Below are 13313 nucleotides of genomic sequence, written 5' to 3'. Positions count from 1 at the left end.
GCGACGAAAGGTAGACTAAAGCGTGGCTAGCAAGCGTGGCATGAAGACGGAGCTTTCCGGCAACCTCCCGCGGCGCACCCCGAGCCGTTCGCGAGGCGCCGCCGCGGGGCGGGCGCGCCCGCAGCGCCCCGCCCAAGTCGACCTCGAAGCCCTCGGCCTCCCGCTTTTGGCGCTGGGCGTGCTGATCTTGGGGCTGCTCGTACCGCTTCTGCCGACCGGCGAACTCGGGGCGATGACCCGCAACCTCGCGGTCGGTCGCGCGGGGGTAGGGGCGTACCTGCTGCCGTGGCCACTGCTCTTTTTCGGCGGCGCCCTGCTGCTGCAGCGGCCCATCCGGAGGTGGTGGCGGCTCTTACTCGGTTACCTCATCGTGGGGGCGGGCGCGTGGCTGCTCGTCACGCTCCTCCAGCCGCCCCTGGGGGGGGCGTGGGGGGTGGCGCTCCACGGCGCGGCTGCGGGCGCGGCGGGGGTGCTGGCGTACCTCCTGGCGCTCGTCGTGATCCTTGTGGGCGCCGACTTGCTCCTCGGCAAGGCGCCGATGACGCTCCTACGCGGCGGCGTCAAACGCGGTGTCGGGGGGGTGCAGCGCGCTTTACAGCGCGGCGCGCGCCTGCGGCGCCGGCTGCGCGAGCGGGCCGCGCTCAACGCCGACGTCGCGCTCGCGCGGGGGCGGCTCAAGGAGCTGGCGAGCGACCTCTCGGCGCTCGAGCGCCTCTACCCCGGCAGCGCCGAGTTGGCGCGCTGGAAAGGGGAGGTGGCGCGCGCGCGGGGGAGCCTCAAGGGGGCCGACGCGGCGACCCTGGAGGACACGCGAGCCGACCTCGACGCTTGGGAGGAGGCCATCGGGGGGTTTACGGCGGGGCGCGTCGAGGAGCTGCGCGCGCAGCTCCTCGACGAAGGGGTGCTGGGGTTTGAAGACCGGCACGAACAGCTGGCGCAGGCGTTGGGGGAGGGCTTCCGCGGTTCCTCACAGCTCGCGCGCGCCCTCGAGGACACCCGCCGCACGCTGCTCCTCGACCTCACGGCGCTCGCCGAGCGCTACGGGCGGACGTTGCGCGAACGCGACCTGGCCGCGCAGGCGCTCGCGGACAGGGGCACCACAGCGCGCGAGCTCGTGCGCGCCTCTGAGGGGCACCACGCCCGCGCCCAGAAGCTAGCGGGGCTCGAGCAGGCGCAAGCGGCGCTGGCGTGCGACGCCGAGCGTTTGGGAGCGTGGCGCGGGCTCCTGGAGCGCTTGGAGGCGTTGGCGCGCGACCTGTCGGGCGACGCTTCGGTCGCCGCCTTCGACAACGCCGTGGCCGGGCGTCTGCGCAAAAACCGCGCCGAGCTCGCCGAGCGCGAGGCGCACGAGGCGGCCCTCGGTGAGCTCGAAGCGGCCCTCGAAGTCGTCGGGGGGGCGCCACCCGCCGAGAGCGCCGAGCGGGGCGACAACAGTGCCAGCGGCGACACCGGTGCCAGCGGCGACACCGACGCCGCTGCCGATGAAACGTGGGCGCCGCCCCCCGTCAGGGTCAGCGCCGCGCCGCCGTGGGCGGACGAAGCGGAGGCCGAACGGGGCACCCTCCGCGACGACACCGGCCCCGCCTGGGACGACGTCGGCGACGAAGACCTCGAGCCAGCGGCGAGCGACGAAGAGGGCGCCGCCGACCCCTTGCCCGAGGTCGGCGGTATCCCCATCCAGCTCCCCGCCCTGGAGCTCCTCGACGCCCCCATCCACGCCCACGAGGACCCCGCCGCGCAGCAGCGCGAGGTGCGCGCGCGCATCGCCAAAATCGACGAGACGCTCGCCAACTTCCGCCTTCAGGGGCGCGTGGTGGCGTCTGTCCGCGGCCCCACGGTCACCCGCTTCGAGGTCGAACCGGCCCCCGGCGAGAAGATCAGCCGCTTTTCCAACCTCTCGGACGACCTGGCGCTGGCGATGGCGGTCGGTTCGGTGCGGATCGAGGCGCCGATCCCCGGCAAGAGCGTGATCGGTCTGGAGGTCCCCAACGCCCACCGCGACCTCATCAAGTTCCGCGAGGCCGCCGAGGCGCCCCCGTTTCGCCGCGCGCGCGCGCGCCTGCCCCTCATCCTGGGTAAGAGCATCGACGGCGAGATGCTCGTCGGCGACCTCTCGCGCATGCCGCACCTCTTGATCGCCGGTTCGACGGGCTCCGGCAAGTCGGTCGCGGTGAACACGCTCGTGGGCTCGTTGCTCTACAAGTTTCTGCCGACCGAGCTGCGCTTCTTGATGATCGACCCCAAGATGGTCGAGCTGACGCCCTTCGACGGCATCCCGCACCTCCTGCGCCCCGTGGTCACCAACCCGAACGACGCCGCGGGGGTGCTCTTGGGCGCGGTCGCCCACATGGAGCGCCGCTACAAGATGATGAGCAAGCTGGGCGCCAAGAACCTGGACCAGTACAACCAAAAAGCGCGTAACTTAGACCTGCCCGAGCTGCCCTTTATCGTCATCATCATCGACGAGCTGGCCGACCTGATGATCACCTCCCCCAAAGAGGTCGAGTCGGCGATCATGCGCCTTGCGCAGATGGCCCGCGCGACCGGGATGCACCTCATCCTGGCGACGCAGCGCCCCAGCGTGGACATCCTGACGAGCCTCATCAAGGTCAACGTGCCCGCGCGGATCGCCTTTGCGGTCTCCAGCGGCCACGACTCGAGGACGATCCTCGACACCATGGGTGCGGAGCGCCTGACCGGGATGGGCGACATGCTCTTCTACCAACCCGGCCTAGCCAAACCCGTGCGCCTCCAGGGGCCCTTTATCAGCGAGGACGAGATCTTTACCCTGGCGAGCTTTTTGCGCCGCCAGATCTTCGACGACGACTTTGTCGAGGCTTACGGCGCCGACTTCGACCCGCCCCCCAGCGACGAATCGACCGCGTCGGGGCTGGTCGACTGGAACGACGACAAGCTGCGCGAGGCGGCCGAGTTGGTGGTCAGCGAGGGGCAGGCGAGCGTGTCGCGCTTGCAGCGGCGCCTGTCGGTCGGGCACGCGCGCGCGGGGAAGCTCATGGATTCGCTCGAGGCGCTGGGCGTCGTGGGCGCGCACGTCGGCTCCAAACCGCGCGAGGTCTTGGTCGAGCTGCACGAGCTGCCGGACATCTTCGGGAAGTGAGGTGAGTGGGGTGGGCGACGTTCAGGAGAGAACCGAGGAGAGAACGGACTAGGTCAGCTACGAGGCGTTTTTGGCCTCTTCGGACGAGACCCATGCGGAATGGGTGGATGGTAGGGTCATCCTTATAAGCCCGGCTTCGGACAGGCATCAAGACCTCGTCCGCTTCCTCACAGCCGTCCTCAGCCACTTCACTGAGGTCTACGACCTGGGCATAGTGCGCCCTGCACCGTTTCAGGTGAAGCTCTCACCAGACGGTCCGGGGCGTGAGCCCGACCTTCTCTTCGTCGCCAAAGCAAACTTGGGGCGCCTCAAGACGCCTCAAGAAAAACCGGCTCGAGGGCCCTGCCGACTTGGTCGCCAACATCATCAGCCCCGAAAGCCGCGCGCGAGACCGTGGCGAAACGTTTTTCGAGTACGAGGCGTTCGGTGTGAGGGAGTACTGGCTCATCGACTACGAACGCGAGCAAGCCGAGTTTTACCGCCCGGACGCGCGCGGCATCTACCAACCCGTGCCGCTTCGGGAGGGCGTGTTCGAGAGCCACGCGCTGCCGGGGCTGAAGCTCGAGGTCGCCTGGTTGTGGCGGGAGCCGCTGCCACCCCTGCTGAGCATCCTCAGGGCGTGGGGGCTCGTCTAGGCCCGCTGCGTCGCCCGACCAAAGACGCTTGACAAGGCCCCTGGCGCGGCGCATGCTTGCGGTATGAAAACCCGCACCGCCCTCTGGGGGCTGCTCGCTACGCTCTTCTTGCTCGCCGCTTGCAGCCGTGAGCCAAGACCCTCGGTGAGCCCCGTAGGGCACTGGGAGGGGACGCTCACCACGACCACGGGCGGCTCGGGGACGGAGCCCTTCACCGCTGAGATCACGGCGTTAGAACCGGAAGAAGCCACGTATGCCGGTGTTTTCACGGTCGGTGATGAGGTTTACCAGGTCACCGGCTGCTACAGCGGCGCAAGTGATGAAGGAGACGTCTTCGTTTTTACCATTCCACTAGAGGCTCTTCAGCCGACACGTTCACCCCCTAGGTTCTACGGTATGTCGTGGTCGGGCTCGCTGGTCGGAAACGACTATTCGGGGTACTGGTCGTTTAACAGCGAAGAGAGTCCCTACGTGCCAGCGGGTACCTTTTTCCTAAAGCGCCTCCCCTAACCCTTCTTCGCCAACTCGGGCCGCTGCAGCACGCTCTTGATGTCCTGCGCGCGGTCTTTGCGCGTGACCAAGACCGTGTCGCCCCGTTTGACGATGATCATGTCCTCGACGCCGATGGTGACGATGGTGGCGTTTTCGTCGTCGCAGTAGATGACGTTGCCCTGGCTGTCAAGCCCGACGTGCGCGCCGACGACCGTGTTGGCTTCGTCTTTACCCAGGTGCCGCTCGACCGCCAGCCAGTCGCCTAAGTCGTCCCAGTCGTAGTCGGCGACGACCATGTAGGCTTTGTCGGTCTTCTCGAGCACGGCGTAGTCGATGCTGATCTTTTCGATCTTGGGGAACACCTCGGCGACCATGCCGCCCGCGTGGGCCGCCTCGAGCGGGGTGAGGATATTCGGCGCGTGCTTGGCGAACTCCTCCAAGATGGTCGAGGTGTGCCAGACGAAGATGCCATTGTTCCAGTAGTAACCGCCGTTTTGCAGATAGGCCTCGGCGGTGCGGGCGTCGGGTTTTTCGACGAAGCGGTTGACCTTAAAGCCCGCGCCGACCGGTGCCCCCGCCTGGATGTAGCCGTAACCGGTCGCCGGAAAGGTCGGTTTGACGCCCAGGGTGGTGAGGCCGCGCGTCTGTTCGGTCACCGAGATCGCCCGTCTGACCGCCCCCTGAAAGCTCGGGACGTTGCCGACGCGGTGGTCGGCGGTAAAGAGCCCCATGACGACGTCGCCGAAGCGGGCGCGCATCTCGAGGGCGGAGAGCGCCACGGCGGGCGCCGTGTCCCGCCCGACGGGTTCTAGGATGATGTTTTCGTGGGGCAGCTCGGGCAGCTGGTCGTGCACGAGCGCCTGGTAGCGTTCGCCGGTGATGACGAACACCCGCTCGACGCCGCCCGTGAGCGGCACCAGGCGGTCGAGCGTGGACTGAATCAGGGTGCGACCGCTCTTTTCGAGGTCCAAAAACTGCTTGGGTTTGTCTTCGGTTGAAAGAGGCCAGAAGCGCTGCCCGCGCCCCCCTGCCATAATGACCGCGACGAACACGTCTCCTCCTTTGGTTACACCGCGCTTTGCGCCGCGCCCCCGCGTCAGCCACCCCTGTGGGGGGCGGCCGACGCGACGGCGCCCGACGAGCTTCGCCCAACGTATCAGACGCGCGCGCCACAACGTTTGCTGCGTTTCACAACGCCCGGTAGCGCCGAAGGTCCTTGCGGGCGTTGGTCGGCACGGGGAGCGACCATCGCCCCGCGGTGCGCCGTAAGGGTTAGCGGCGCGGCAACGAAGCTCATCTTACGTCGTTTTTAACGCCCTTCAAGGGGGTGGCGTCGGCGCACAGCTCGGTGACGGGGTCTTTGACGAGCTTTCTGTCGCCCGCCCTGGACGCCTCACCGTCGCGATGGGGTCGCGCCACCCCCAAACACCCCCCTCACTTGCCAAAGCGCCGCTCGCGCGCCTGGTAGCTCCGTAGCGCCCGCAAAAAGTCGACTTTGCGAAAGCTCGGCCAGAAGGCGTCGCAGAAGTAGTACTCGCTGTAGGCGGCTTGCCACAAGAGAAAGCCGGAGAGCCGAACCTCCCCCGAGGTGCGGATGATGAAGTCGGGGTCGGGGACGCCAGCGGTGTAGAGGTGCTGGCCGATGGTGTCGGCGCTCACCCGTTCGGCCAGCTCGGCGGGGCGCAGGTGGGCGTGCGCCTCGTCGCGCAGCAGGTTGCGCACCGCCGCGACGATCTCCTCGCGGCCGCCGTAGCCGACCGCGACGTTGAGCTGCATCTTGTCGTAGTGCTCGGTCGCCCGCTCGACCTCGCGTAGCGCCGCCTGGACCTCCGGTGGAAAGTCGCCGATGTCGCCGATCACCCGCACGCGCACGCGGTTGCGGTGGATCTTGGGGTCTTGCACCATCTCCTTGGCCTGTCTGGCGAAGAGGCTGTGCAGGTGCGACACCTCGCTCTGCGCGCGCCCGCGGTTGTCGGTGCTAAAACCCCACAGGGTCACGTGCGGGATGCCGAGCTCAAAGCACCACTCGAGCACCTCGCGCGCCTTGCCGGCGCCGTAGTCGTGCCCCGCGGTGACGTCTAAGCCGACGCTGCGGGCGAAGCGGCGGTTGCCGTCCATGATGAGCCCGATGTGACGCGGCAGGCTGCCGCTGCGGACGCTGCGCTCGAGCCGCTCTTCGTAGAGCCAGTAAAGGGGCGCAGTCAGCGCCTTCCAAAGGCTAAGCGCGCGGTGCAGGGCGGGGTGGTGCGGCGGGGCGGCCACGCCCTCTAGTGTAACCGCTGTCGCGGTTTTCTGGTAAGGCGCGGCTTCCGGGCGCCGCGGCAGGGCCGCGGGCGCCCCCGGCATCCCGTCAGGATCGTTGGGCATACTGCTGCGTGAAGAACGCGGCTTGCGCCGCCTTGAGCGGGCGCCACCAGTCGGGGTGCTCTTGGTACCACCGCACCGTCTGCGCGATCCCTTCGGCGAAGGTTACCGTGGGACGCCACCCGAGCTCGCGCGTCGCTTTGGTGATGTCGAGCGCGTAGCGCAGGTCGTGGCCGGGGCGGTCTTGGACGTGCTGAATGAGCGTGTGCGGTTTGCCGAGCGCGTCGAGGATGGTGCGCGCGACGCTTAAACCGTCGGTTTGGTTCTGCCCGCCGAGGTTGTACGCCTCGCCGCGCCGCCCCCGCAGGAGCGCGGCGTGAATCCCGCGCACGTGGTCGGTGACGAAGATGTAGTCGCGAATGGCCTTGCCCGTCCCGTAGACCGGCAGCGGCTGGTCGTCGAGCGCGTTGGTGATAAAGAGCGGGATGATCTTCTCGGGGAACTGGTGCGTACCGTAGTTGTTCGAGCCCCGCGTGACGACGGTGTCGAGGCCGTAGGTGACGCCGTACGCCCCGACTAGCAGGTCGCCCCCCGCTTTGGAGGCGCTGTAGGGGCTGCGCGGCCGAAAGGGGTCGTCCTCGCGGGAGAGCCCCTCTAAGACCTCGCCGTAGACCTCGTCGGTGGAGACGTGGACGAACCTCACGGGGCGCTCCCTGGCGGCCTCGCGCACCGCGTCCAAAAGCACCCGGACCCCTTCGACGTTGGTGTGCACAAAGGGGGCGGCGTCGTGAATGGAGCGGTCGACGTGGGTTTCGGCGGCGAAGTTGACCACCGCGTCGCACCCCTCCAGCGCGCGCCGCACCACCGCGGGGTCGGCGATGTCGCCCTTGACGAAGGTGTAGCGCGCGGCGTAGCGCGGGTCGCTCGTCAGCTCCTGCAGCGTCTCGGGGTGCGCGGCGTAGGTCATGAGGTCTAAGTTGACGACCTCGAGCGCCGTTTCGGTGAGCAGCAAGCGGACGTAGCTCGAGCCGATAAAACCGAGCCCACCCGTGACGAGCACCCGTTGGTAGCGCCCCTCCGGGGCCATCAGCCGCGATCCTCCGCCCACAGCTCGGCGCCGAAAAAGTCCCACGGGAGCCGACCCTCGTTGGGGTGCTCGGCGTTAAACTGCTGGTCCATGGTGTAGAGCAGCAGCGCCCCCTCCGGCCCCGCCTGGTAGCCGTGCGCGACCCCCGCCGGGACGAAGAGCTGCGCGGGCTCCTCGCCGGAGAGGATAAAGGCGCGCTTGTTGCCCTCGGTCGGCGACGTTGCGCGCAGGTCGACGAGCCAGACCTTGAGCTGGCCTTGGATCACCGTCCAGAGCTCGTTTTGCGGTTCGCGGGGGTGGATATGAAAGGCGTTGATGCGCCCCGGTTGGGCGTGTGAAACGCTCAGCTGCCGCACGGTAAAGGGCGCGGGGAGGCCTTCGGCGGCGCCTTCATCGAGGCGCAGGTACTCCATAAAGGCGCCGTTGTCGCCGCGGTGCTTTTTAAGCGGTTTGAGCCACACCCCCGCGATCTCGGTGGGGGGGGCGTAGACCTGGAAGGTGAGCGCCGCCTGGGCGCGCGCCGAGAGCTGGGTCGCGCCGGAAGCCGCGGCTTCCGGCGCGGGTGGGCGGGGGTCTTTGGGGGTGTGGGTCATAGGGCGTCCTTTGCCGCGAGCATGAGCCGCAGTTCGCGCCAACGGCTCGTGTCCAAGCTGATGTCGTCGGGGAGCTCGACCCCCGCTTCGGCTTTGCGGCCGGGGCGGACGTCGGGGCGCCGCCGCCGGGCGAGCTCGAACACACTCTTGCGCTCCGTGGCGATGTGGAGGGTGTCGTAGGGCACGTCGTGCAGATATTTAAGCACGAGTGCGAGCTCGGGGGCGATCACATCGACGTAGTCTTGGCTCGTGTAGACGTCCTCGAAGGCCGTCTCGTAGGGCCACTCGCGCGGGCGAAACGAGGTGCGAATAACGAGGTGGTGCGGGGCGAGGCGGGCGACCTCTTCGGCGACGAGTTTGGAGAGCGCGTAGTGGTTGCGCACGGGGCCGGGGGGGTCGTCCTCGTGGTAGTGGCCGCGGTCGCCATAAAAGACGTAGTCGGTCGAGATGTGCACCAAGCGGGGGTGACCGGCGGCGAGAAGCGCGCGGACGAGGTTGCGGGTGCCGCCCACGTTCGTCTCCCAGCAGCGCCGTCGGTCGCTCTCGGCGCCCCGCACGTCGGTGTAGGCGGCGGCGTGGACGACGACTTCGGGACGGTAGCGCCGCAGCGCCCCGGCGATCGTGTCGGGTCGGGTGAGGTCGAGCTCGCTGCGCGGCGGCGCGACGAGATCGAGTAGCCCCTGCAGCTCGCGGCCGAGCCGCCCGCTGCCCCCGGTCAGCAAGATGCGCGCGCCGCGGGTCATCGCTCCGGCGAGGGCGTCACGGCGACGGTGACCCCGTCGGTGACCCCGGTGATGGTGTCGGTGATGGCGTCGGTGACAACGTCACCCGTACCGGGAGGTGGTGCATGGGGACGTGAAGCGAGCTTGAGGGGGTGCGGGGGCGTCGTCATGGGGTGAGCTCCTCGGCTGCGCGTGCAGCGTTTACGATGATACCCGGCGCGGCTAGGCGCCCGCTAGCGCGCCCCGGGGGGGCCGTGCAGCAGCCCCAAGAGGTAGCGGCCGTAACCGGTTTTGGCGAGAGGCTGGGCGAGCGCCTCGAGCTCGCGCGCGCCGATCCACCCCTGGCGGTAGGCGATCTCCTCCAAGCAGGCCACCTTGAGCCCCTGCCGCGCCTCAATGGTCGCGACGAAGTTGCACGCTTGCAGCAGCGACTCGTGGGTGCCGGTGTCGAGCCACGCCATCCCGCGCCCCAAGAGCTCGACGCGGAGCCGCCCCGCCTCGAGGTAGGCGCGGTTGACGTCGGTGATCTCGAGCTCGCCGCGCGCGGAGGGACGAAGGCCAGCGGCGATGTCAAGCGCCGCGTTGTCGTAGAAGTAGAGCCCGGTGACGGCGTAGGGTGAGCGCGGCCGCGCAGGCTTCTCCTCCAAGCTCACAACCCGCCCGTCCTCGCCGAAGGCGACCACCCCGTAGCGCTCGGGGTCGCGCACGTAGTAGCCGAAGATCGTCGCCCCCCCCTCGGTCTGCACCCGCTGCGCGGCGCGCTGCAGCTGCTGCGAAAACGACTGCCCGAAAAAGATGTTGTCGCCCAGAATGAGGCACACGGGGCTCGCGCCGACGAAGTCGCGCCCCAAAGTGAGCGCCTGCGCGAGCCCCTTGGGTTCGGGTTGCTCAGCGTACGTAAAGCGCACCCCCCACTGGCTGCCGTTGCCCAAAAGGCGCCGGAAGGCGGGGAGGTCGCGCGGGGTCGAGATCACCAAGATGTCGCGGATCTGTGCGAGCATCAACACCGAGAGCGGGTAGTAGATCATCGGTTTGTCAAAAACGGGGATGAGCTGTTTGCTCACCCCCAACGTCGCGGGGTAGAGGCGGGTGCCGGAGCCGCCGGCGAGGACGATGCCCTTGATAGGATGTGGAGCGCGCGTCATCAGAGCTACCTTACACCGCCCGCGCGGCGCGCTGCCGCACGTCTTGCGCCGGCTAACGCGCCCCGCGCCGCTGCAGCACCACCGTTACGGTCTGCACCAAGATGATCAGGTCCCACCAGGGCGACCAGTTGCGGACGTACTGCGCCTCCATCACCAGGCGCTCCTCGAAGGTCACGTCGCTCCGCCCCGAGACCTGCCAGTAGCCGGTCATCCCCGGTTTGGCCTCCAAGATGGTCTCCTGAAAACCGCGCATGTCGGGGAGCTCCTGCACCAAGTAGGGGCGCGGGCCCACCAGGCTCATCTCCCCCCTAAAGACGTTGAAAAGCTGCGGCAGCTCGTCGAGGCTAAAGCGGCGGATAAAGGCGCCCGCGCGGGTGATGCGCGGGTCGCGCTCCAGCTTGTGAAAGCGCTCGTACTCGGCGCGCACCGCTTCGTCGCGCGCGAGCATCTCCTGGAGCCGCGCGTCGGCGTCTTCGAACATGCTGCGAAACTTGAGGCACTTAAAGGGCGCGCCCTTCTGCCCGATGCGGGTGCTCCAGTAGAAGACGCCGCCGGGGGAGTCGAGTTTGATCCACACCGCCAGCGCGAGCAGCACGGGGGCGATAAGGATCCCCCCCAGCACGCTCCCGACGAGGTCGACGGCGCGTTTAAAGAGCTGGTTGGCGCGGGAGTAGAGCCCCAGGCGCACCTCGAGCGCCAAAAGCCCGTCGAGGTCGCTCGCGTAGACCCCTTCGGAGGGCAGGTTGACCAAGTCGGGGATAAACTGCACCCGCTTAAAGACGCGTCCGCGGATGTTGATCAGGCCTGCGAGCAGCTCCGGCGTCGCGGTCGGGATGGCGACGATGGCGTGCTGCACGCCGCGCTTTAGGGCGTAGCGGTCGGCGTCGGCGAGGCGGCCGCGCACCCGCAACCCGGCGATCACCCGGCCCTGCTTGGCGGGGTCGTCGTCGAAAAAGGCGATGGGGTGGAGCCCGTCGAGGGGGCTTTGGCCGAGCGCCCGCGCGATGCGCTCCCCCGCTCGCCCCGCACCCAGGATGACGACGGGGCGCCCCCAGAGCCCAGCGCGCTGCAACAGGCGTTTGGTGAGCGCCCTGGCGGCCGGGTTGAGCACCATGCTGTAGAGGATCGTGAGGAGCAAGATGCTGCGGGGGATAGGCAGCTGCACGCGAAAGAGCACCGTACCGGCGGCCAGGATAAGCCCCGCGTAGGCGGCGCTGACGACCTGCTTGCGCAGCTCCTGCGGCGCGGTGAGGCCGTAGCCGGGGTAGAGCCCCTCGCGCCAGGCCATCACGGGCCATAAGAGCAGCGCGTAGCGGGCGACCTCGAGGGAGGCGGCCAAAGGGTTGATCGCCGGCATCCCCAAGAGCGTACCGAGCTGCCGCGTCCAGAGCGCCAGGCTAAAGGCGAGCGTCGCGGCGGCAAAGTCGACGATCATCAGCGACAGACGCACGCCGAACTGCCGCGTCGCGGAGTCGCGTTCGCCCGTGCGGGCGAAGCGGTAGGCGGCCGCGCGCCACCCCGCGACCGCCGCGAGCGGGTAGAGCACCCCGCCGGAAAAGAGGGTGGTGTCGAACACGTTGGCGACCAAGAGCGCGGCGACGACGACCAAAAAGGCCGCGTCGCCCTTGCGCAGGGCGTGGGAGGTAAGCGCCGCGACGAAGAGCAGCAGCCCGGCGAAGCCGATAAGCCCGCGTTCGTAAAGGAGCTGCAGCGGCAGGGAGTGGGCGTGCGAGGGCAGGGCGCTCACCTGCCGGAAGTCGGGCCAGGTGGCGCGGAAAAAGCGCGGGAAGAGCTCCCCTTGACCCCACAGGGGCGACTCCAAAAAGCCCCGCCACGCGGTCTGCCAGTAGGCGACGCGGGTGCGCTGCAAGCTGAGGCCCTGGGTGAGAGCGCCGGGGGTGTAGGGGGAGGCCAGGTTGCGCTCGAGCTGCAACCCCGCGAACATCGCGCGCGTACCCGCGCGCGTCCGCGCGTCCGGCGCAAACCCCACCCAGGCGTCGAGGCGCGGCGCGCTACCGACGTAGGCGAAGCTGAGGTACACGCGGCGCCACGCCCCGCGGGTCTCCAAGACGCCCGCGTCGAGCAGCTGGCCGGCGCCGCTGACGCGGGCCTCCCAGCGCCCCCCCTCGAGGGTGCCCTCGAGCGTAAACGCTTCGTCCTCACCCAGGGGCTGCCCCCAACCCTGCAACCCCGGCTGCGCCCCGCGGGCCGGGCGGCCTCCGGCATCCGGGCGGAGCCAGGCGCTAAGCGTGTAGGTGGCGCCCGCCTCGAGCGTCACCGGCTGCTGCAGCCGCGAGGTGGGGGCGGGGTCGGTCTTGGTGAGCAGGTAGCCGGTGAGCGCGGCGTCGCCGATCGTGACGGGGTGCGCTTCGACGTGCACCCCGACCGCTTGCCACCAGTCGCCGTTGGCGACCTCGGTGCCCTGCAGCAGGTTGCGGCTCGCCTCAGCCGGGGGTGGCGCGACGTCGAGCAAAAAGCCCGCGCTCCCCCACCCGAAGAGCGGCCCCAGCAAGGAGGCGCCGACGAGGATAACGCCCACCGCGGCGCCGAACGCGGCGCGTTTGCGCGGGGTGCGGGTTTTGCCGACGAAGATGAGCGCCACGGCGACCACGAGCCACGCGACCGCCGCTTCGCGGCTCCCCGAGATGAGCACGCCCAAGGCGGAGAGCGTGAGGCTCAGGACCTGGTAGCGCCCGCGGCGCAGCAGCACGGCGACGAGGGCCCCCAGAGCGAGGACGGTGTGGCCGTAGAGGCTGCCGCGCGTCGGGCCGATCAGGGCGGCGGCGCGCTCGGCGAGCGCCCCCGAACCCTCCTGCAGCCAGCCGAGGGCGACGAGGGTGGCGAGCCCCGTGAGCAGGCCGACGCCCACCCAGGACGTCTCGAGCCGCAAGCGCGCGCCGTGGAGGCGGAAAAAGGCGCGGAAGATAAGCCACGGCGCGAGCACCTGCGCCGCGCCGAAGAGAAACCCCGAGGGGCCGCCGTGCAGCCCCAGCGGCAGGGCGAGCAGCAGCGCCGAGCCCCACCATAAGAGGTCGCTGCGTTGCAGCGACCAGCGCGCGCGGCGGCCGCGCAGAAGGAGCAAAAGACCGGCGAAGGGGCCGTAGGCGGGTAGCAGCGCAAAGCCGAGGCCGAGCGCGAAGGTGAGCCCGCGGCCAAGAACCGCTAAAAGCGGTACGTGGGCGCGGTCTCGGGTCGGCGTCACGGGTGGGGTCGAAAG

10 protein-coding genes and 1 pseudogene are annotated in these 13313 nt (G+C 69.2%); 3 read left to right on the top strand and 8 right to left on the bottom strand.

The genetic code is table 11. The features are described from left to right. Window positions 1-22: 22 nt before the first annotated feature. The 3 genes and pseudogenes from TRAD_RS14300 (at window position 23) to TRAD_RS14290 (ending at window position 4263) form a co-directional block, all read left to right on the top strand. Window positions 23-3118 (top strand): DNA translocase FtsK, encoded by a 3096-nt coding sequence (locus TRAD_RS14300; RefSeq protein WP_221401617.1) that lies wholly within the window; start codon window positions 23-25, stop codon window positions 3116-3118. A 103-nt stretch (window positions 3119-3221) separates the two neighbouring features. Further along, window positions 3222-3753: pseudogene (locus TRAD_RS15505) on the top strand (Uma2 family endonuclease). Between the two features lie 63 nt (window positions 3754-3816). Beyond that, a complete protein-coding gene (locus TRAD_RS14290; RefSeq protein WP_013179330.1) occupies window positions 3817-4263 on the top strand; it encodes a hypothetical protein in 447 nt (148 codons plus the stop codon). Here TRAD_RS14290 and TRAD_RS14285 read toward each other — a convergent pair. The 8 genes from TRAD_RS14285 to wbaP all read right to left on the bottom strand — a co-directional run bounded on the left by TRAD_RS14285 (window position 4260) and on the right by wbaP (window position 13298). After that, window positions 4260-5297 (bottom strand): mannose-1-phosphate guanylyltransferase, encoded by a 1038-nt coding sequence (locus TRAD_RS14285; RefSeq protein ID WP_013179329.1) that lies wholly within the window; start codon window positions 5295-5297, stop codon window positions 4260-4262. The two genes, TRAD_RS14290 and TRAD_RS14285, sit on opposite strands and share 4 nt — an antisense overlap. Window positions 5298-5679: 382 nt before the next feature. Further along, a complete protein-coding gene (locus tag TRAD_RS14280; protein WP_013179328.1) occupies window positions 5680-6612 on the bottom strand; it encodes an isoprenyl transferase in 933 nt (310 codons plus the stop codon). Continuing rightward, the gene (gene rfbB, locus TRAD_RS14275; RefSeq protein ID WP_013179327.1) at window positions 6596-7636 is read right to left on the bottom strand and encodes a dTDP-glucose 4,6-dehydratase; all 1041 of its coding nucleotides are present in this window, start codon (window positions 7634-7636) and stop codon (window positions 6596-6598) included. Before rfbB ends, TRAD_RS14280 begins: the two co-directional genes overlap by 17 nt. Beyond that, window positions 7636-8229, bottom strand: a complete 594-nt coding sequence (locus tag TRAD_RS14270) for a dTDP-4-dehydrorhamnose 3,5-epimerase family protein (protein WP_013179326.1) — start codon at window positions 8227-8229, stop codon at window positions 7636-7638. The genes rfbB and TRAD_RS14270 overlap by 1 nt, the downstream gene beginning before the upstream one ends. After that, window positions 8226-8972, bottom strand: a complete 747-nt coding sequence (locus TRAD_RS14265) for an SDR family oxidoreductase (protein WP_013179325.1) — start codon at window positions 8970-8972, stop codon at window positions 8226-8228. Before TRAD_RS14265 ends, TRAD_RS14270 begins: the two co-directional genes overlap by 4 nt. After that, window positions 8969-9121: a hypothetical protein gene (locus tag TRAD_RS16450; protein WP_013179324.1), complete on the bottom strand. Its 153-nt coding sequence runs from the start codon at window positions 9119-9121 to the stop codon at window positions 8969-8971. The genes TRAD_RS14265 and TRAD_RS16450 overlap by 4 nt, the downstream gene beginning before the upstream one ends. 63 nt (window positions 9122-9184) lie before the next feature. Further along, the gene (gene rfbA / locus TRAD_RS14260; protein ID WP_013179323.1) at window positions 9185-10096 is read right to left on the bottom strand and encodes a glucose-1-phosphate thymidylyltransferase RfbA; all 912 of its coding nucleotides are present in this window, start codon (window positions 10094-10096) and stop codon (window positions 9185-9187) included. 52 nt (window positions 10097-10148) lie between these two features. Further along, on the bottom strand, window positions 10149-13298 hold the full coding sequence (gene wbaP / locus TRAD_RS15500) for an undecaprenyl-phosphate galactose phosphotransferase WbaP (RefSeq protein WP_049773146.1): 3150 nt from the start codon (window positions 13296-13298) through the stop codon (window positions 10149-10151). Window positions 13299-13313: the final 15 nt, after the last annotated feature.

It is taken from the genome of Truepera radiovictrix DSM 17093 (assembly GCF_000092425.1).
GTDB lineage: Bacteria > Deinococcota > Deinococci > Deinococcales > Trueperaceae > Truepera > Truepera radiovictrix.
This window is presented reverse-complemented; position numbering and strand designations above follow the sequence as displayed.